Annotated in this window: 18 protein-coding genes; 3 read left to right on the top strand and 15 right to left on the bottom strand. The window is 71.7% G+C overall.

What is annotated here, in order from left to right; all coding sequences use genetic code 11:
* Positions 1 to 23: 23 nt before the first annotated feature.
* Positions 24 to 869, top strand: coding sequence for an alpha/beta fold hydrolase (locus tag ACOZ38_RS14240; protein WP_424531030.1), 846 nt, complete (start codon positions 24 to 26; stop codon positions 867 to 869).
* 31 nt (positions 870 to 900) lie between these two features.
* Here ACOZ38_RS14240 and ACOZ38_RS14235 read toward each other — a convergent pair whose 3' ends face one another.
* The 14 genes from ACOZ38_RS14235 to ACOZ38_RS14170 form a co-directional block, all read right to left on the bottom strand.
* The gene (locus ACOZ38_RS14235; protein ID WP_424531028.1) at positions 901 to 1,884 is read right to left on the bottom strand and encodes a BtrH N-terminal domain-containing protein; all 984 of its coding nucleotides are present in this window, start codon (positions 1,882 to 1,884) and stop codon (positions 901 to 903) included.
* 210 nt (positions 1,885 to 2,094) lie between these two features.
* Positions 2,095 to 2,664, bottom strand: coding sequence for an HIT family protein (locus tag ACOZ38_RS14230; protein WP_424531027.1), 570 nt, complete (start codon positions 2,662 to 2,664; stop codon positions 2,095 to 2,097).
* Between the two features lie 113 nt (positions 2,665 to 2,777).
* On the bottom strand, positions 2,778 to 3,602 hold the full coding sequence (locus ACOZ38_RS14225; RefSeq protein ID WP_424531025.1) for an HpcH/HpaI aldolase/citrate lyase family protein: 825 nt from the start codon (positions 3,600 to 3,602) through the stop codon (positions 2,778 to 2,780).
* A gap of 52 nt (positions 3,603 to 3,654) precedes the next feature.
* Positions 3,655 to 4,827, bottom strand: coding sequence for a CaiB/BaiF CoA transferase family protein (locus ACOZ38_RS14220; protein WP_424531023.1), 1,173 nt, complete (start codon positions 4,825 to 4,827; stop codon positions 3,655 to 3,657).
* Between the two features lie 13 nt (positions 4,828 to 4,840).
* On the bottom strand, positions 4,841 to 5,713 hold the full coding sequence (gene rbsK / locus ACOZ38_RS14215; RefSeq protein ID WP_424531022.1) for a ribokinase: 873 nt from the start codon (positions 5,711 to 5,713) through the stop codon (positions 4,841 to 4,843).
* 144 nt (positions 5,714 to 5,857) lie between these two features.
* Complete coding sequence (locus tag ACOZ38_RS14210) at positions 5,858 to 7,234, bottom strand: ADP-ribosylglycohydrolase family protein (RefSeq protein WP_424531020.1); 1,377 nt, start codon at positions 7,232 to 7,234, stop codon at positions 5,858 to 5,860.
* On the bottom strand, positions 7,231 to 8,415 hold the full coding sequence (locus ACOZ38_RS14205; protein ID WP_424531018.1) for an ADP-ribosylglycohydrolase family protein: 1,185 nt from the start codon (positions 8,413 to 8,415) through the stop codon (positions 7,231 to 7,233). The genes ACOZ38_RS14210 and ACOZ38_RS14205 overlap by 4 nt, the downstream gene beginning before the upstream one ends.
* Entirely contained in the window at positions 8,412 to 9,383 is a 972-nt protein-coding gene (locus ACOZ38_RS14200; RefSeq protein ID WP_424531017.1) for an ADP-ribosylglycohydrolase family protein, read from the bottom strand. The genes ACOZ38_RS14205 and ACOZ38_RS14200 overlap by 4 nt, the downstream gene beginning before the upstream one ends.
* 131 nt (positions 9,384 to 9,514) lie before the next feature.
* Positions 9,515 to 10,477: an ADP-ribosylglycohydrolase family protein gene (locus ACOZ38_RS14195; protein WP_424531016.1), complete on the bottom strand. Its 963-nt coding sequence runs from the start codon at positions 10,475 to 10,477 to the stop codon at positions 9,515 to 9,517.
* Positions 10,474 to 11,784: an ABC transporter substrate-binding protein gene (locus tag ACOZ38_RS14190; protein WP_405147049.1), complete on the bottom strand. Its 1,311-nt coding sequence runs from the start codon at positions 11,782 to 11,784 to the stop codon at positions 10,474 to 10,476. Before ACOZ38_RS14190 ends, ACOZ38_RS14195 begins: the two co-directional genes overlap by 4 nt.
* A 49-nt stretch (positions 11,785 to 11,833) precedes the next feature.
* A complete protein-coding gene (locus ACOZ38_RS14185; RefSeq protein WP_424531014.1) occupies positions 11,834 to 12,652 on the bottom strand; it encodes a carbohydrate ABC transporter permease in 819 nt (272 codons plus the stop codon).
* A 1-nt stretch (position 12,653) separates the two neighbouring features.
* Positions 12,654 to 13,586 carry a carbohydrate ABC transporter permease gene (locus tag ACOZ38_RS14180; RefSeq protein ID WP_424531012.1) on the bottom strand — a complete coding sequence of 311 codons (933 nt, stop codon included), beginning with the start codon at positions 13,584 to 13,586 and terminating at the stop codon, positions 12,654 to 12,656.
* Positions 13,583 to 14,596, bottom strand: coding sequence for a LacI family DNA-binding transcriptional regulator (locus ACOZ38_RS14175; RefSeq protein ID WP_424531010.1), 1,014 nt, complete (start codon positions 14,594 to 14,596; stop codon positions 13,583 to 13,585). Before ACOZ38_RS14175 ends, ACOZ38_RS14180 begins: the two co-directional genes overlap by 4 nt.
* Positions 14,597 to 14,829: 233 nt before the next feature.
* On the bottom strand, positions 14,830 to 15,792 hold the full coding sequence (locus ACOZ38_RS14170; protein WP_424531008.1) for a GNAT family N-acetyltransferase: 963 nt from the start codon (positions 15,790 to 15,792) through the stop codon (positions 14,830 to 14,832).
* Positions 15,793 to 15,900: 108 nt separating this feature from the next.
* On the opposite strand from ACOZ38_RS14170, the gene ACOZ38_RS14165 reads away from it, so the two are divergent.
* Positions 15,901 to 16,245 (top strand): sporulation protein, encoded by a 345-nt coding sequence (locus tag ACOZ38_RS14165; protein ID WP_424531007.1) that lies wholly within the window; start codon positions 15,901 to 15,903, stop codon positions 16,243 to 16,245.
* A gap of 24 nt (positions 16,246 to 16,269) precedes the next feature.
* Complete coding sequence (locus ACOZ38_RS14160; protein ID WP_424531006.1) at positions 16,270 to 17,244, top strand: magnesium transporter CorA family protein; 975 nt, start codon at positions 16,270 to 16,272, stop codon at positions 17,242 to 17,244.
* Between the two features lie 19 nt (positions 17,245 to 17,263).
* Here ACOZ38_RS14160 and ACOZ38_RS14155 read toward each other — a convergent pair whose 3' ends face one another.
* On the bottom strand, positions 17,264 to 18,409 hold the full coding sequence (locus ACOZ38_RS14155) for an ROK family protein (RefSeq protein ID WP_424531004.1): 1,146 nt from the start codon (positions 18,407 to 18,409) through the stop codon (positions 17,264 to 17,266).
* Positions 18,410 to 18,438 lie beyond the last annotated feature (29 nt).

The following is an 18,438-nucleotide window of genomic DNA, read 5'->3' as shown; positions in this document are numbered from 1 at the left end:
GTACCGGCGGCGACAGTGGGCTCATGACTGTTTCTGACGGCCGTCCGCACATGAATGGCGACACCGAGGCCACTGAGGATTCGACCCTGCCCCTGGACGACGGCGACATCTACGTGTGCCAGGACGGCCCCCGCGACGCCCCCGCACTCCTGCTCATCCACGGGTCCGCCTCCTCGACCCGATCGTGGGACTCGCTGGTTCCGCTGCTGACCGGATCCCATCGCGTCATCCGGATCGACCTGCTCGGGCACGGCCGGTCAGCCAAACCGGCCGGCCCCAGCTACGCGCTCCCGGACCAGGCACGCAGGATCGACGCGGCACTGGACCGGCTCGGCGTCAAGCACGCCATAGTCGTCGGCCATTCCAGCGGCGGCGCGGTCGCCACCGCCCTCGCCGAACAGCGCCCCGACCTGGTGACCGCGCTCGCGCTCATCAACACCGGACCCAGCCTGGACGCCTTCATCGCACCGGAGTCCGCCGCGATCGGACCCTCGCAGTGGCCGCCGACCGACAAGCAGCTCCGCCAGTTCGCGAGCACCGGTTTCAGCCGCGCGGGCTACCAGATCCCACAAGAGCTCCTGGGCGAGGTACGCGCTATGACCTACCACACGCTCACCACGACGATGCAGGCCACCCGCGACTACCTGGTGCGGCAGGCGCTCCCGGATCGGCTGATGGTCCTGGGCAAGCCGCTACTGGTGATCTTCGGCGAGGACGACCGCAGATGGCGATCCTCATCCGCCGCCGACTACCGCACCGTTCCGGGCGCGAAAATCGTCTTGCTGCCCGGTCTCGGACACACGCCCATACTCGAGGATCCGCCGCGGACCGCCACCCCCCTCCTGGCCTTCACCACGATCCACGCGTGATCGCCAACGACCCGGGCCGGCTTCCCTTGAGCTACAACTGACGCAGCACCTGCATGGCGTCCTTCTCGATGCGCGAAAGATCGTGGAGGATGACGCCGGCCCGCTCGAGGTACCCCGCGTCGCCGCTCTCTCCAGCCTTCGCGATCAAGGTGGACACGTCCGTCCACAGGACGGCGGCCTCGGCGTACAGCCTGTGACCGGCGCGGAGGTTGCCGTCGTCGATCAGCCCGGCGCACTCGTCGAGGAAGTCGCGATAGAGGGCGCGAAACAGGGCACCGCCGGTGCCGCCCTTCTCCATGAGGAGGGCGGCCCGCGGCAGGTCCTGCTGCGGCTCGCCGGCGCGTAGCAGCCATCTGGGCACCTGTTTGCCGGCTTTCTCGATGCCGCGGTGGCCCAGGTTCGCGATGGGAGCGGCGAGGAAGGCGTCGGCGCAGTCCTTGATGGCGGGGATGATCTGGTCCTGCCAGGAAAGCGGGTGAGCCGGCAGGGTGATGGTGAAGGATCGGTTCCTGGCGGTCATCGGGCCGCGTTCGGCCCGCGCCATGGCGAGGCCGGCCCGGCTGGCGCGCACCGCTCCTCCCTGCTGGTCGGTGTCCACCAGGTAGACGTCGTGCTCGTCGTAGCCGTACATGGCGACGACATGACCGCCGAAGTGCACCTTGGACCGGAAATAGTCCAGGTGGTAGCAGTCGAGCTGAAGGCCGACCGGCCGACCGGCGTCGATGGGGGCGGCCACGTTCTCCCACGCCTTGCGCGGTGAGGTGGTCTCCTCGGCCATCAACGTCAGTCCCAGCCTGGCGGCGAGGTTCCTGGTGAGGTCGAAAGGCTTGACGCGGCCTCCGAGAAAGGGGAACGCCATGCCCTTGCTGTCCCAATAGATGAAGGACAGGCCCGAGCCCAGCCCGAACAGCATGGGCTCGGACAGATCAAGTCCCTCATGCCGCAACAGCACCCCCAGCGCCGTCGTCTCGCAGTGGTGCATGCCGCGGGCCTCGATGTCCTTCACGATGGTCATGCGTCGCTCTCCTCATGCTGACGCGGCGAACGGTCACACCGTCCCCATCCCTGATACCTTCATGATCAACCACTGGGGACCGCTGGAAGTAGCATGAGGCCTCCCACAGCGGGAGAGTCCAGCCGAGACCGGACTCACCCTCGACAGCCTGGCAAACCCATGACCGACTCTACGAATTCAACCTGTGTAGGGCTCCTGCTCCTACTCTGGTCACTCGCCTTCGCTGATCTCGGCAAGGGCCGCGCGGAGGCGGTCGGCGAGCTCGAGGGCCTGCCGCGCCGACCAGGGGATCACTCCGTTCTCGGTCATCAGGGCGTGATACTGCTGCTGCTCATAAGGAGTTCCCGGCGGCAAGGGAGCGATGTGCCAGTGCAGGTGGGTATTGCCCTGCTGGCTGCCCAGCGAGAGCAGGTAGGTGCGTTCGGAGGGGACGACTGCCTCGACCGCCAGGGCGATCCGGCGGACCGTCCGCATGAGCCGCAGGTAGGTGTCCTCGTCGAGGTCTCGGACGACGTGCTCGACGTGGGCTTTGGGAGCCACCAGGACCTTGCCGGGCATCGTGGGGTAGCGGTCCAGGAAGGCGATGTGCCGCTCGTCCTCGAAGACGATCTGCTCGAGGTCGTAGCCGCGAGCGCCCGCCAGGATGGCGCAGATGAAGCAGGGGCCACCTTTGGTGCGCCGAACGTAGTCGGCGAGATCGAACATTTCTTTCCGCTGGGGAAACGGTTCACCTTCGGAAACCACGGCGGGCAGGTCCTCGCCGGAGGGATGCGGGCTCATGGTCGTCACCATAGGCCGATCAGTGGATGTCCAGGTAAGCGCAGCAGGACGCGGGGGCAGAGTCTCGCGGGGCCATTTTTGCTCGACATCCCCCGACAGCAGAGCGGAGCCGGCTAGGGCGTCATGGTCGGGGTGGTGGCCGGGGTGCGGACGGCGTCGGTGAGGACGCTTCTGGCCTGGCGGACGACGGCCTCGTCGACGAAGCGGCCGTCGGGGAGGGCCACCGCGCCGACCCCTGCCGCCGCCACGACCTCATTGGCGGCCGTGACCTCCTCCTCCGTCGGGCGGTAGGCGGCCTCGATGACCGGGAGCTGTGCCGGGTGGATGGCGGCCCGGCCGCGGAAGCCCATCGACCGGCCGACGCGGCACGACTCGGCCAGGCCCTCCAGGTCGCGGAAGTCGGTGTAGACCGACTGGACGGGCGCGGGCAGCCCGGCCGCGCGGGCGGCGACCACGAGCCGCGACCGCGCCCAGGCCAGCCCCGCCTCGTCGCTGACGCCCAGGTCCGCGCGCAGGTCGGCCTCCCCCAGGCCGATGCTCGCCACCGCCGGGTCGGCCGAGGCGATCTCGTAGGCCCGTTCGAGGCCGAGGGCCGACTCGATGAGCGGGTGCAGCGCGACGCCCGGCACGGCCTTGGCCACCTCACGGATGTCGACGGCCGACTCGACCTTCGGCACCCGGATGCCGGCCATGCCCGAGCACAGTGGCCCGATGGCCCGCAGGTCCGCCTGGCCGCAGGCGGTGCGCACGTCGTTGATCCTGATCTGGACGCGCAGCTGAGGGGAGGCGAGCAGCCCAACGACCTCGGCCCTGGCCTGGCTCTTGGCGTCCGCCGCGACGGCGTCCTCCAGGTCGACGATCACCACGTCGGCGGTCCCGGCGAGCGCCTTGGCCACGAGCGCCGGCCGGTCGGCGGGCGCGTACAGGAAGGTCAGCACGACCCGGCTCCTCTCGCGGGCGTCTGTGGGGTGGCCGGTGTCGCGTACGTCATCAGACCACTCCCTTCTGGCGCAGGGCTTCGATGTCGGAGGGCGAGAGGCCCAGCTCCGACAGCAGGCCGGTGGTGTCGGCGCCGTGGGGGCGGCCGGTCCAGCGGATCTCGCCGGGGGTGTCCGACAGCCGGAACATGACGTTCTGCATCCGCAGCGGCCCGAGCTCGGGGTCCTCCACGGTGGTGACGGCGTCCAGCGCGGCGAGCTGCGGATCGGCCAGCACGTCGCGCACGTCGTAGATCGGCGCGACCGCGGCCTGCGCCTCCTCGAACGCGGCGAGCACCTCGTCGCGGGTGCGCGCGGCGACCCACGCGGCGACGGACTCGTCCAGCTCGGCGGCGTGCTCGACCCGCCCCGCCCCGGTGGCGAACCACGGCTCGGCGATGTACTCGGGCCTGCCCACCAGTCGCATGACCCGCTCGGCGATGTTCTGCGCCGAGGTGGACACCGCCACCCAGGAGCCGTCCGCGCACCGGTAGGTGTTGCGCGGCGCGTTGTTCACCGAACGGTTGCCGGTGCGCGGCGGCACGATCGCGAGCTGGTCGTAGATCGTCGGCTGGGCCCCGAGCACGGTCAGAATAGGCTCGATGATCGACATGTCGACCACCTGCCCCGCGCCGGTGGTTTCACGCGCGCGAAGCGCCGCCATCACGGCGTAGGCGGTCGCGAGGGCGCAGATGCCGTCGGCCAGGCCGAACGGCGGCAGGGTCGGCGGGCCGTCCGGCTCGCCGGTCATCGCGGCGAACCCGCTCATCGCCTCGGCGAGCGTGCCGAATCCTGGCCGCTTGGCGTACGGCCCGAACTGGCCGAAGCCGGTGACGCGGGCGAGCACCAGGCGCGGGTTGGCCTCGCGGAGCCGGTCGTAGGAGAGGTTCCAGCGCTCCAGCGTGCCCGGCCTGAAGTTCTCGATGACCACGTCGGCGTCGCGCACCAGCGCGAGGAGCAGGTCCTGACCCTCGGCCGTGGACAGGTTGAGGGTCATGGCCCGCTTGTTGCGGCCGAGCATCTTCCACCACAGGCCGCCGGGCCCGTGCCCTCGCGAGGGATCGGGCTTGGCCGGATGCTCGACCTTGACGACCTCGGCGCCGAAGTCACCGAGCAGCATCGCCGCCATCGGCCCGGCGAACAGCGTCGCGAGGTCCAGGACACGGACGCCTTCGAGGGCTTTCATCGGTGTACCTCCATCACAGTGCCGCGTCGATCTCGGCGCGGGTGGGCATCGACGTGCTCGCGCCCTCGCGCTGGACCGAGAGGGCCGCCGCCGTGGCGGCGAACCGCAGGGCCGCCGCCTGCGGCCTGCCCTCGGCCCGTGCCACGGCCAGCGCGCCGACGAAGGTGTCCCCCGCCGCCGTGGTGTCGACCGCCTTCACCGGTACGGCGGGCACGCGCAGCCGCTCGCCCGCGCGCGAGCCGTACAGCGCGCCCTCCCCGCCCAGGGTGATCACGGCCTCGGGGACGAGGTCCAGCAGCGCTTCGAGCGCCTCGCCGGGGTCGGCGAGGCCGGTGATGGCCTCGGCCTCGTGCTCGTTGGGCACGATCAGGCCGACCGCGTCGAGCAGCTCGCGCGGCAGCTCCCGCGCGGGGGCGGGGGTGAGGATCACCGGGACCCCGGCCTGGCGGGCCGCCGCGACCACGGCCTCCATGGGCAGTTCGAGCTGGAGCAGCAGCGCGTCGGACCGGGCGATGACGGCGAGGTCCTCCGGCGAGACGCCCGTCACGGTGCCGTTGGCGCCGGGGATCACGATGATGGAGTTGCCGCCCTCGTCGTCCACGACGATGTGGGCGATGCCCGAGGAGCCCGGCACGACCCGCAGGCGGCGCACGTCGACGCCCGCCGACTCCAGCGTCTCGCGCATGACCGGCCCGAAGGCGTCGTCGCCCACCGCGCCGACGAACGCGACCTCCGCGCCCGCGCGGGCCGCGGCGATGGCCTGGTTGGCACCCTTTCCGCCGGGAACCGTGCTGAACGTCCGGCCGGTCACCGTTTCGCCGCGTTTGGGGGCGGTCGCGGTGTAGGCGACCAGGTCCATGTTGGCGCTGCCGAAAACCGAGATCATGGTCTTTCCTCTCGCATGCCGTCACCCCGGCGGTGACCGCCCGCCCGCGACCACCGGGATGGCGGCGTCATGACGCCGTGTCCCGGTGGTGACCGGCCTTCCCCGCCGCCGGGACGGCGGCTTCGGGGTGCGTCGTGTCGCGGGTCACGGAGCGGTGACCGCCAGGGTGCGCCGGGTGAGCTCGTCGAAGCCGATGCCGTCGAAGCCTCTCATGCTGCTGGCCAGCCGGTTCTTCAGCGCCCACTCCGCGGGGATCTGGGACGCGCCGAGCAGCCCGCCCATGATCGACCCGACCGTGGCCCCCGCCGAGTCGGTGTCCCAGCCCGCCGCGACCGCCCCGGCGATCGAGGCCGTGAAGTCACCGCGCCCATGGATGAGCGCCGCCGCGACGAGCGCCGCGTTGTTGATCGTGTGGACCCAGTGCAGGTCGCCGTGGCGCTCGTACAGCCGGTCCACGACCCGCTCGAAGTCCGGCTCGGACGCCGCGTCGGCGACGGCCTCCCGTACGGCCCGCGCCAGCCGCGACTCCGCGGGGACGACGGACAGCCCCGCCGCGACGACCTCCTCGACCGAGGAGGCGACGAGAGACCGCGCGCACATGGCCGCGACCATCATCGCGCCGTAGATCCCGTTGGCGGTGTGGCTGAGGCGGGCGTCCCGCCAGGCGAACTCCGCGGCGGCGCGCGGGTCGCCCGGGTTGGCCCAGCCGTACACGTCCGCCCTGATCAGGGCGCCGATCCACTCCCTGAACGGGTTGCGCCTGCTGGCCGTTCCCGGCGGCTCCACTCCGTCGAGCAGGTTGCGGTACGCCACCCGTTCCGCCGTGAACACGCGGCCGGCGGGCAGCTCGTCCAGCCACATCGTGGCGACGTCCGCGGTGGTGAAGTCCCGGCCGAAGCGCTCCAGCAGGGACAGTGCGAGCAGCGGGAAGTTGAGGTCGTCGTCCTCGGGCACGCCGTCGATGTTCTCGGCCAGGGAGTTGACGGCGCTGCGCCTGTTCCACGGCCAGCGGGCCGCCACGTCGTCCGGGAGGCCGATGGCGGTGAACCAGCGGCGGACGGGCCAGTTGCCGGTGGCCTCCGCGATCTCCCTGATGCCCTCGCGGGGGATCTTCTCCACCGGCTTGCCCAGCACGCACCCGGCCGCCCGCCCGAGCCACGCCCCGAGCAGCCGTTCACGGAGCGCGCCGCGTCCGTTGCCGGTACCGGTGCCCATGCCTCCGGGGGCACTCGCCACGATCGCGGCCAGGTCAGAGGGCTCGGGAAGCGGAGACGGGATCGCCGCCAGTTCGTCGAGCAGCCGGGCCGCCAGCTCGCGCAGCTCCGGTGCCGGCGGCTCGGGGGAGGCTCCGGCACGCGGCGGCGCGTCGTGCCCTCCCGCCGCGTGCCACCGGGCCGCGATGGCCTCCACCTCGGCCGAACGCCCGTCCTCGGCTGCCTGGCGCAGCTCGTGCCCCAGCAGGTCCTCGGGTTGAACCCAGGTGAGCCGGATCAACCCCCGGGTGGAGGACGGTCCGGTCATGATGAAGGGGCCTTGGTGGTGTCCCAGGTGAGGGAGGTGAACGCGGTCTCGTGGGCGCGGCGGGCGGCGAGGTCGGTGGCGTGGACGCGGCGCGCCACCTCGGCGATGGACACCCCGGGAGCCACCAGGTCGATCCTGCTGGCCTCGGTCACCGGGTCGAGCCACTCCGGCGGCACGGCCTTTGCTCCCGAGAGCGCCCCGGCGATCGCCCCGCCCATGCTCGCGATCGAGTCGGCGTCGCGCCCGTAGTTGACGCCCCCGAGGATGGTGTCGCGGTAGTCGCCCCCGGCGATCAGCAGGAAGGCGAGGGCCAGCGGCAGCTCCTCGATGCTGTGCAGGCGGCTCGGCCTGCGGGCGCCGAGTCCCTGGTCGCGGTAGGTCTCCGCGACGGTGTCGTAGGGCGCGACGGCCTCGCGCAGCGCACCGAAGGACCCCTCCCAGTGGCGAAGGCCCCGCGCCCGCTCGCAGACGGCCTCGATGGCGGCCCGCGTGCCGTCCCGTGCCAGTCGCAGGCAGGTGGCGACCACAGAGTCCGCGGTCGCGCCCGGGCGCATGGCCTCGGCGACGGCGGCGGCGAGCACCCCGGCGGCCTCCCGGCCGTAGCTGGACTGGTGGGCGCCCGCCAGGTCGATGGCCTCGGCGTACGCCGCGTCGGGGTTGGCCGCGTTCACGATGCCGACCGGCGCCATGTACATGGCGGCGCCGCAGTTGACGATGTTGCCGACGCCCGCCTCGCGCGGGTCGACATGGCCGTAGTGCAGGCGCAGGACCAGCCACTTCTCGGCGAGGAAGACCCGCTGCAGCGGCAGCGCCTCGGTCTCCAGCTCGGGGATCCAGCGCTTCTCGCCCATCATCTCGGGCACCAGGTGCTCGGCCGCCGCGTACGCGTCCAGGTGCCGCCCGGCCTTCTCGTACACGCGGATGAGGGCGTGGGTCATGAGGGTGTCGTCGGTGACGTGGCCGTCGCCCTTGTGGTATGGAGCGATGGGGCGGGCGTTGCGCCAGTCCTCGAAGTACGGCGGGACGATGCCCGTCACGTACCCCTCGTAGCGCTCCTGGATCTGCTCGGGCGTCCAGCCCTCGGTGGCGCCGCCGAGCGCGTCGCCGACCGCCGCGCCCGTCACGCACCCGACGGCCTTGTCGGTCAGCAGGTCGGTCAGCGGATCGTCCTGCGGCGTCATGAGAGTCCTCCAGCGATGTCGATGAGATCCGTTCCTGCCAGGTCGGGCAGCCCGCAGCCCGTCAGCGTGCGCGCCGCGGTCCGCCAGCCCTCCGGAAGCGCCTCATACCCGGTGAAGGCTCCGGTGAGCGCCCCGGTCAGGGCCGGGGCGGAGTCGGCGAGCGAGGGCAGGCACGCGGCGGCGGGCACGGCCGCGGCGAGCGCGCCCCCGGACACCTCCGCGAGCGCCAGCGCCACCGCGACCGTCTGCGAGGCCGCGACGCCGTAGCTGTAGACGTGGTCGAGCAGGGCCGCGTCCAGGGCCGGGACCGCCGCGAAGGGGTCGCCCGCCTCCCGCGCCACCGCGAGCGCCGTACGCGTCGCGTGGCCGATCGCGGTGTCCTCGGGCAGCTCGGCCAGCGCCGCCTCGATCGCCGAGGCCATCGGCCCGCCCGCCACCAGCTCGGCGACCGCCGCCGCCACGGCCATGGCCGCGTGGACGCCGTCCTCCGCGTTGGTCACCGAGGCGTCGGCCCTCGGGTCGGCCCCGATCGCCCCGAAGGCGACGGCGCGCACGGCCGCCGCGTCGTCGAAGAAGTGCGGGTTGTCGTGGCCGCTGGCCGGTGGCGGTTTCCCTGCCGCCAGGTTGTCCAGCGCCGAGCGTACGGAGATCCGCACGCGCAGGTCCGACCGGCCGGCCAGCCTGCCGAAGGCCTCGGCGCGGTCCTCGTGGATGGTGAGCGCGGTCCAGGCGAGCCATTCGGCGTCGTCGGACGGCCCGATCGCCAGCGGCTCGGCGGGCTGGTTCAGCGTGAACGGCACGGGCGGGGTCGTGACCCGGTGCTCCTCGGCGAAGCCGTCGAGCTCCCTGCCGAGCCGCCTGCTCCAGGGCGCGAGCAGCGCGGAGCGGTGCCGTGCGGACGGCCAGCCGGCCGCGTCGCCGATCGCGAGGCCGATGAAGGCGCCGCGGATCCTGTCCCCCGATGACATGTCTCTCCTCTATCCCTTGGGCCGGCGCCGCGAACATGCCGGCCGGCCCTCGTGCGCGGTCACGCCGGTCCTCCGATGCGCGGTCCCGCCGGCCGGCCGGCGCGCGGTCACGCCGGTCGCCCGGCGCGCGGTCACGCCGGTTCCCCGGTCGCGGCCACCAGTTCGGTGGCGACGTCGAGCACGTGGCACCCGGCGACGACCGGAAGGCATCTCCCGGTGACCGGCCCGATCTCCCTGGCCCACCGTTCCGGCACCGCGGCCTCGCCGCGCCCCGCCCCCGCGAGGGCGCCGGCGATCGCCGCCGTGGTGTCGGCGTCCCTGCCGAGGTTGGCGGCGCACACCACCGACTCCTCGACCTCGCCCGCGCCCATGAGGTACCCGGCGAAGGCGAGCGCGACCGCCTCGGGCGCGAGGTCCGTCCAGGGGTAGTGGCGCACGACCACGGCCTCGTACAGCGCCTCAGCCGATGCCGTTGCCACTGCCGCGACAGCGGCACGCAGGTTGCGGGAGGTCCAGGAATCCTCGGGGACGGCCGCGATGCCGGCCTCGACGACCTCGCCAGGCGAGGCGCCGGTCATGGCGACGGCCACCGCCGCCGCCACCGCCTGGCCGCCGTACACGCCCTCGCCGCTGTTGCTCACCACCCCGTCGACCGCCACGAGCCGGGCGGCCTCGACCGGGTCGCCGGCGGCGAAGACGCCGTACGGCGCGGCGCGCATTGCGAGCCCGTCGGACCAGCCGTGCTGGTGCCACCTGCCGGACAGCGGCGGCTCGATGCCCCGGCGCAGCGCCTGGATGGCGCCGAGCTCGGAGAACCCCGCACCGCGCATCGGTCCCTCGATGTTCGGGATGATCTGCTCGCGGTACTCCCTGGCGACGTCGGCGGGGGTCATGGCCGAGCCGTACCTGCACAGCAGGGAGGAGGCGAAGATGGTGTACTCGGTGTCGTCGGTGCCGCCCATGCCGGGCTCGATCTCGGTGAGACGGCCCCAGCGCCGGGCGATCTCCTCCGGGGCGAGGTTCTCGGCGGGCCGCCCGAGGGCGTCGCCGGCCGCCAGGCCGAGCAGGCACCCCCGGGCGCGGGTCAGCTTCATTTGCTGTACCGCTCCAGCACCTTGTCGCCCTCCTCGACGAGCGCCTTGGCCGCCTGGTCGAGGGTGATCTTGTTGGCGAAGTACTGCTGCAGGGTGGGCGTGGCCACCTTGCTCTTCCACTCGTCGAACCCGTTCACCCGCAGGTAGGGGGCGACCACGAGGTTCTTGGCCGAGGCCGTCGCCACGTCCCAGCCGTTCTCCTTGGTCGTCATCGACGGGTCGCTCGCGGCCTTGGTGCTGGTCGGGAGCAGCCAGTCGCCCTTGGCGAGCTTGGCCTGGTTGGCGCTGTTCAGGAAGAACGAGATGAACTTCGTCGCCTGGTCGGGGTACTTGCTGTCGGCCGCGACCGACAGGGTCTGCGAGGCGGCGCCCTGGTTGGAGGTGGTGCCCTTCAGCGGCGGGAGCGTGATCCACTCGAAGCCGGCCGGCGCCTGCTCCACGACCTGCTGGCGCAGGTAGACGCTTGCGGGGATCATGGCGTACTTGCCCGCGTAGAAGCCGGGAAGCGGGTCGGCGGTGCCCATGCCGAGCGTGGACAGGTCGGCCGACTTGTCCTTGTAGAGCTGGTCGTGGATGCGCTGAAGGACCTCGCGCTCCTCGGGGCCGACCTTGACCGTGGCCTTGGTGCCGTCGGTCTGGAAGAAGGTGCCGCCGAAGTTCAGGCCGAGGTTGAGCACCTTGTTGACCGGCGACTTCAGCGGCCAGGCCACCCCGAAGGCGCCGTCCTTGGTGAGCTTCTTGCAGATCTCGGCGTACTCGTCCCAGGTCCAGGGGTTGTCCGGGGTCGGGATGCGCACCTTCGCCGCGTCGAGCAGCTTCTTGTTGGCGATGATGACCTGCGACTCCTGCAGGAACGGCACGCCGTACACACCCTGGCCGCCCTTGCCGTCGGCGAAGGTCACGGTGTCCCAGGCGGGCTGGGGGATGTCGCTCTTCAGGTCGTCGGGGAGCTTGCCGGTGAGGTCCATGAGGTAGCCGCGCGAGGCGAAGCCGGCCAGCGCCGGGGAGTCGTCGTGGATGACGTCCGGCGGGTCACCGCCCTCGAACGAGGTGACGAGCTGGTCGTTTACGTTGTCCCAGCTCCCCTGGACGTACTCGACCTGGGTGCCGGGGTTGGCCTTGTTCCACTCGCCGACGATCTGCTTGTTCGCGGCGATGGACTCCTTCTGCCACGCGAGGCTCAGGAACTTCAGGTTCACGGCCTTGGCGGGCTGGTCGCCGCCGCCGGCGTCTCCGCCGGACGAGCAGCCGGCCGTCAGCGCGACCATCGCGGCCGCCGCCACCGCGAGTGCGGTTCTGGTACGCAAGAGATTCTCCTATCAGGGGGTGCAGCATGCTTGAGGGGTTCCGCGGGACCTAGCCCTTGACCGCGCCGGCCATCAGGCCCGATCTGAGCCGCCGCTGGATGATCGCGAAGAACACCAGGCTCGGGATCGTCGCGAGCAGCGACGCCGCCGCGAGCGGGCCGAGACGTACGACCCCCTCCGCGCCGGTGAACTTGACGAGGGTCAGTGGCAGGGTCGCCACGTCGGGGTCCTTGAGGACGACCAGTGCGAAAAGGAACTCGTTCCAGGAGGAGATGAAGGCGAACAGCGCCGTGGCGACCACGCCGGGGGCGAGCAGCGGCGCGACCACCTTCACCAGCGAGCGGATCCGGCCCGCGCCGTCGACCGCCGCGGCCTCCTCCAGCTCGCGCGGCACCGCGCGCACGTACCCCTGGAGCATCCACAGCGCGAACGGCAGCACGAACGTCACGTGCACGACGGTGAGGCCGGGCAGGGTGTTCACCAGGTCCAGCCGCCGCAGCACCATGAACAGCGGGATGATGATCAGGATGAACGGGAAGACCTGGCTGACCAGCACCCACCCGACCGCGAACTTGCTGACGAGCGATCGGTAGCGGGCCATCGCGTACGAGGCGGGCAGCGCGAGCACGACGGTCAGCACCGAGCAGGCGACGGCCACCGCGAGGCTGCGCAGCGCGCTGCCGACGAGGTCCTGCTCGCCGAACGCGTCGGCGAAGTTCGACAGGACCGGGTGGCGCGGGATCCACGTGGGCACCAGGCTCGCCATCTCCCGCGACGTCTTGAGCGCCGTGGACAGCAGCCAGACCATGGGGAAGGCCAGGAAGACGACGTAGCCCAGCAGGGCGAGGTACTGCAGTGGCCTGCGCATGTCAGTTCGCCTCCCGCATCTGCCGCCAGATATAGAGGCCCAGCACGGCCAGCACGACGATCACGAAGGCGACGCCGAGCGTGGCCGCGTACCCGAAGAAGCCGTAGCGGAAGGCCTCCTCGTAGGCGAAGAGCATCGGCAGCCGGGTCTGCCCGCCGGGCCCGCCCTGGGTGAGGACGTAGACCAGGCCGAACTGGTTGATGTTCCAGACGAAGTCCAGGGAGGTGATCGTCACGATGATCGGGCGGAGCTGCGGCAGCGTGATGCTCCAGAAGCGGCGGAAGGACGAGGCCCCGTCCATGTGGCCGGCCTCGTACAGCTCCTTGGGCACGTTCTGCAGCCCGGCGAGCAGCACGACGGTCGTCTGCGGCATGCCGGTCCAGATGCCGACGACGATCACGGCGGGGAGCGCGATGGAGAAGTCGTTGAGCCAGTCGATGTTGTGGTCGAGCAGGCCGACGTCGCGCAGCACGCTGTTGAGGATCCCGGCGTTCGGGTGGTAGACCAGCCGCCACATCAGCCCGACGACGACGGGCGGCATGGCCCACGGCACCAGCACCAGCACCCGCGCGAACGCCCGGAACCGCAGGTCCTCGTTGAGCAGCAGGGCCAGCCCGAGCGAGGCGAGGAACTGCAGCACGGTCACCGAGACCGCCCAGATCAGGCCGATGCGGAACGACGCCCAGAAGTCCGCGTCGGCCATCAGGTCGCCGAAGTTCGCCAGCCCGACGAAGGACGTCACGGCGTTGCGCCCCGACCTCGCGTCGGTGAAGGCGAGGAAGATGCCGTACAGCAGCGGCCCGACGCTGAAGACCAGCACCGGCACGAGCGCCGGCAGCATGAGCACCAGCGTCTCGCGCCCCTGCCGGCCCCTCTTCTCCCTGCCGCGGTGACCCGTGGCGGGCCTTCGCGTCCTTTCGGCCGTCAGGGTCATGAGGTCTCCTCCCCCAGGGTCGAGGCGCGGATCACCAGGTGGGGCTCGACGGTGACCACGCGGGGCTCGCGGTCGCCGTGGGCGAGCCGGTCGAGCAGGAGCTCGGCCGCCGCCCGGCCGCGTTCGGCGGAGCCGAGCGAGACGCTGGTCAGCGGGGGCCAGGCGACGGTGGCGAGGTCGGTGTCGTCCATGCTCGCCACGGCGACCTCCTCGGGCACCCGCCGCCGCTCGCGCCGCAGGACATCGAGCGCCCCGAGCGCGATCAGGTCGTTGGCGCACAGCAGCGCGTCGAGGTCGGGCACGCGGTCGATCAGGCGGGCGGCGGCACTCGCGCCTTCCGGGCGGTAGAAGTCGCCCACCTCCACGAGGCCGGGGTCGTACGGCAGGCCGAGCGCCGCGAGCGCCTCGGCGTAGGCGGCCGAGCGGGCGGCGCCCGGGACGGTGTCGAGCGGGCCGTTCACGAAGCCGATGCGCCTGCGGCCGAGCCGGTGGAGGTGCTCGACGGCGAGCCGCACGCCCTTGCGGGAGTCGGTACGCACGTTGTCGACGGGGGTGCCCTCGGGGACGGAACCGATGATCACGATCGGCGCCCGGGCGGCGGCGAACATCTTCAGGTGCTCGCCGGTCACGCGCAGCGGGATCATGATGAGGCCGTCGATGTACCGCTCCCCGAGGCCGCGCAGCACGTCGATCTCGTCCGCGGCGTCCACGTTCGTGGAGTGCAGCACCAGCCGGTAGCCGGCCGCCTTGAGCACCGGCTGGATCTCGCGGATCATCGCGAGGTACACCGGGTTCCCTATGTCGGCCATCGCGAAGCCCACCTGGTTGCTGCGCCTGGACTTCAGCGACCTCGCGACCGAGTTCGGCACGTAGCCGAGCTCGCGCGCTGCGCTCATCACCCGGCGCTCGGTCTCGGCCTTGGTGGGCAGCCCGTTGAGCACCCGTGACACCGACGCGATGGACACTCCCGCGCGCTGGGCGATCGTCGTGATCGTCGGCCCGTCACTCACGTGTCACCTCGGTGGTCGAAAACGGTAAACGTTTACAGAGAACGAGGCTGAGAACTCTGAAAACGTTTACGGGGTGAGGACATGTAACCCGCGGGACACATTCGGCGTCAAGTCACGATCGGATAAACCGGACATCGCGGACGCTTCGCCGGGGAGCTTACCTGGTCAGTGGTCGTGGAGCGCGGTTGCGCCGGGAGGCGGCGGCCGGGGCGAGCCGCCGCTAGCGGGACCGGTCAGATCGTACGGCGCCAGACGTCGATGGCGAGCACCGGCCGCATGCCCACCGACAGGTACAGATCAAGCGCCGGGGAGCTGTTGCCGGAGTCCACGTGCAGGTACGTGCCGGCCCTCCCCCGGGCCACGTCCCCGGCGAAGGCGTGCCGCAGCAGCAGCTTGCCGACGCCCCTGCCCCGGAACTCCGGCAGCACCGACAGGATCCGGACGTACCCGCAGTTCTCATCGCTGACGAACATGTCGCTCCCGAGCAGCATCGCCGCCGGAGCGCCGTCCACCTCGGCGACGAGGAGCTGCGACCAGTCGTGGGTGCTGGAGGACTCGAAGTCCTCCCTCCACCGGTCGTACTCCTTGGGGACGAACCCGAAGTGCTGGGCGAAGCCCTCCTGGTGGATCCGGTGGGCGGCCCGCGTCAGCTCCTCGGACCCGGCCGCCCCGCGCACGGTGACACCGGGGAGGGACCCGGGGTCCACCTCGGCGTGGTCGGCCCTCAGCCGGTGGAAGCCGGTCGCGGCCTCGAAGCCGTGCTCCTTGGCCAGCGCCCGCTTGGCGTCGTCCTGCCGGTAGACGCCGATGTCGGCCACCGCGTGGGGGTGCCCGGCCTCGGCGGCCAGCTCGCCGGCCCGCCGCAGGACGGTGTCCCACAGCCAGGGGGTCACCGCCGCGTCGCGGGAGAGGATCTCGATCTCGACGTTGCCGTCGTCGCCCTGGCGCGAGGCGTAGCCCCAGCCCACCAGCGCCGGGTCCCCGTCGCGGCGGAACACCAGCCAGCCGTCGCGGCCGAGGTCGAAGCCCGGATCGGCGAGGCCGTCAGCCACGTCGTCCTCGGTCATGTCGGGGTGGCCGAGGACCTCGGTGTCACAGGCGGACACCAGCTCATGGATGACCGGCACGTCCTCTGCCACGGCCCGCCGGACGTCGTACGCATCCATGATCGCAGAGTTGTCGTTGGTGTGGTTCACGTCTCCGTTGTAGGACCGGCCACTTGCACGGCGCTGAGTCCGGACTTGGCGACGGCGCCTCCTGGGGGATGATGGCGTCCATCGCGACGAATCATGAGCGGAGACGGCATGGAGATGCGGGACTTCTTCGAGCACATTTCGGGCGCCCGGCGGGTGTACGGGGAGCCGTACGAGAGGGACGGCGCAACGGTCATCCCGGCGGTCTCGGTGCGCGCGGCGGGCGGGTTCGGCACCGGCCACGTGCAGGAACGGATCTCCGGCGGCACGGGCGGAGGCGGAGCCACGACGGCCGGCCCCGTCGGCGCGTACGTCATCAGGGACGGCAAGGTGTCATGGGAGCCCGCCATCGACGTCAACCGCATCGTGCTCGGCGGGCAGATCCTCTTGGGGCTCGCGCTGATCGTGTACGCCCTGCGCTCCGGCATGCCGCCGGAACGCCGTCATGGGCGCTGAACGGCACGACTAGGCTTGGCCGACATGGACCGCACCCGCCTCTACCGCGACGGCGTCCTTGAGGCCGAGGGCTTCCCGATCGCCGACGTATCCGAGCACATCAAGGATCCGTCGGCGACCGTGTGGTTCGACCTGCTTGCTCCCACCCCTGAGAAGCTCGCCGTCATCAGCGAGGAGCTCGGGCTGCACCCCCTCGCCGTCGAGGACGTGCTGCACCCCCACCAGAGGCCGAAGCTCGACATCTACGAGAGTCACCTGTTCCTCACCGTCTACGCCGTCAGGCTGGGCGAGGGCGACGGGCCCCTGGACCTCACCGAGGTGTCGGTCTTCGTCACCAGGAACGCCCTGGTGACGGTCCGGTCCGACGACACCTGCGACATCGACGCCGTGGTGGCGCGCTGGGACGCCGAGGGCGGGCTCGCCAGGCACGGCGTCTCCTTCCTCCTGCACTCCCTGCTCGACTACGTCGTGGACGGCCACTTCGACGTCGCCCAGGCGCTCGACGACCAGGTGGAGGAGCTGGAGGACCAGCTTTTCACCGACCGCCCGGGCGACGGGCGGGCCATGCAGCGCCAGATGTTCGACCTGCGCAGGACCACGGTGCGGTTCAGGCGCGTCGTGGTGCCGATGCGCGAGGTGGTGAACAGCCTCATCCGCCGCGACCTGCGAGTGGTCGAGCCCGAGATGGCGCCCTACTACCAGGACGTCTACGACCACGTGCTGCGGGTGTCGGAGTGGACCGAGTCGCTTCGCGAGCTGGTGGGCAACGTCTACGAGACCCACCTGAACCTCCAGGGCTACCGGATGAACGACATCATGAAGCGGGTGACGAGCTGGGCCGCGATCATCGCGGTGCCCACCCTGATCACCGGCTTCTACGGGCAGAACATCCCCTTCCCCGGCTTCTCGCACGCGGCCGGGTTCTGGACCTCCAGCCTTCTGATCATCGTGGCCTCGTCGATCCTCTACCTCGTCTTCCGCAAGAAGGACTGGATCTGACCGGTCGCGTTTCCGGGGCTCAGGCGCGGGCGGTCGCCTCGTCGACCCAGCCGCCGGAGAGCACGACGTCGCGCAGCAGTGAGCCCGCGCCGAGAATGGCCGCGTTCGGCCCGGCCCGCGTCGCGTCGATCTTGAGGTCGCGGGTGGCCAGGGGCAGGCAGCGCTCGTAGACCGCGCCCCTGACGGCGGCGACGAGCTGCTCGGCCGCCGACAGGCTTCCCCCGATCACCACCGCGTCGGGGTTGAAGAAGTTGACGAGCGCGGTGAGCACGTCGCCGATGAGCCGCCCCGCGCCGCGTACGAGGTTGGTGGCCTGCGGGACGCCGTCGGCCGCGAGGGCGGCGATGCGCGCGGGGTGGTCGACCTCGATGCCCTGCTCGGCGAGGGCGGCCATCAGCGCGGCGCCGCTGGCGAAGGCCTCCAGGCAGTCGGAGTGGCCGCACGAGCACATCACCGACCTGTCCGCGCGCACGCGCACGTGGCTGATGTCGCCCGCCGCCCCGCGCCCCCGGTGCAGCCGCCCGCCGGCGATGATGCCGCAGCCGATGCCGGTGCCGACCTTGAGGACCATGAGGTTCTCGCAGCCCGGCCAGGCGAGATGCTCCCCCGCCGCCATCAGGTTGGCGTCGTTCTCGACCAGGATGGGGACGCCGAACCGATCGGCGAGGTGCGCGCCGACGGGGTACTCGTTCCAGCCCGGCATGCGCGAGGGCGAGATGACGGTGCCGTCGGACGGGTCGACCGGGCCGGGAACGCCGATGCCGACCCCCCGCACCGGGAGCCCGCCGCCCCGCGCCGCGACGAGCTCCTCCAGCCGGGTCACGAGCCAGTCGAGCGTGGGCCGCGCCCCGTCCCCTATGTCGCAGGCGTGCTCGACGACGGCCAGGGGCGTGCCGCTCAGGTCGACCAGGCCGAGCCTGGCGTGGTGGCTGCCGAGGTCGGCCACGGCGAGCAGCCCGGCCCAGGGGGCGAGCCTGAGACGCCGGGGACGCCGGCCGCCTCTGGACAGCCCCGCGCCCTCCTCCTGGAGCAGGCCCGCGTCGATCAGCTCCTCGACGCGCAGCGACACGCTCGACGGGGCGAGGCCCGAATGCCGGGCGAGTTCCGCGCGCGACTCGGCATGGCCCAGGGCGACGAGACGGAGGAGCTCACCTTTGCCTGACACAGGGAGATGCATACCACGTCATGACTTAG

The organism is Sphaerisporangium viridialbum, assembly GCF_049674955.1.
Classification (GTDB): domain Bacteria; phylum Actinomycetota; class Actinomycetes; order Streptosporangiales; family Streptosporangiaceae; genus Sphaerisporangium; species Sphaerisporangium viridialbum.
This window is presented reverse-complemented; position numbering and strand designations above follow the sequence as displayed.

What these genes read in the sequence shown, in the direction of transcription:
- ACOZ38_RS14195 (WP_424531016.1), bottom strand. Translation starts at nt 10,477, where the DNA reads ATGAAGCTGACCCGCGCCCGGGGGTGCCTGCTCGGCCTGGCGGCCGGC.
- ACOZ38_RS14235 (WP_424531028.1), bottom strand. Translation starts at nt 1,884, where the DNA reads ATGACCATCGTGAAGGACATCGAGGCCCGCGGCATGCACCACTGCGAG.
- ACOZ38_RS14165 (WP_424531007.1), top strand. Translation starts at nt 15,901, where the DNA reads ATGGAGATGCGGGACTTCTTCGAGCACATTTCGGGCGCCCGGCGGGTG.
- ACOZ38_RS14210 (WP_424531020.1), bottom strand. Translation starts at nt 7,234, where the DNA reads ATGACCGGACCGTCCTCCACCCGGGGGTTGATCCGGCTCACCTGGGTT.
- ACOZ38_RS14180 (WP_424531012.1), bottom strand. Translation starts at nt 13,586, where the DNA reads ATGACCCTGACGGCCGAAAGGACGCGAAGGCCCGCCACGGGTCACCGC.
- ACOZ38_RS14240 (WP_424531030.1), top strand. Translation starts at nt 24, where the DNA reads ATGACTGTTTCTGACGGCCGTCCGCACATGAATGGCGACACCGAGGCC.
- rbsK (WP_424531022.1), bottom strand. Translation starts at nt 5,713, where the DNA reads ATGATCTCGGTTTTCGGCAGCGCCAACATGGACCTGGTCGCCTACACC.
- ACOZ38_RS14185 (WP_424531014.1), bottom strand. Translation starts at nt 12,652, where the DNA reads ATGCGCAGGCCACTGCAGTACCTCGCCCTGCTGGGCTACGTCGTCTTC.
- ACOZ38_RS14160 (WP_424531006.1), top strand. Translation starts at nt 16,270, where the DNA reads ATGGACCGCACCCGCCTCTACCGCGACGGCGTCCTTGAGGCCGAGGGC.
- ACOZ38_RS14200 (WP_424531017.1), bottom strand. Translation starts at nt 9,383, where the DNA reads ATGTCATCGGGGGACAGGATCCGCGGCGCCTTCATCGGCCTCGCGATC.
- ACOZ38_RS14230 (WP_424531027.1), bottom strand. Translation starts at nt 2,664, where the DNA reads ATGAGCCCGCATCCCTCCGGCGAGGACCTGCCCGCCGTGGTTTCCGAA.
- ACOZ38_RS14205 (WP_424531018.1), bottom strand. Translation starts at nt 8,415, where the DNA reads ATGACGCCGCAGGACGATCCGCTGACCGACCTGCTGACCGACAAGGCC.
- ACOZ38_RS14220 (WP_424531023.1), bottom strand. Translation starts at nt 4,827, where the DNA reads ATGAAAGCCCTCGAAGGCGTCCGTGTCCTGGACCTCGCGACGCTGTTC.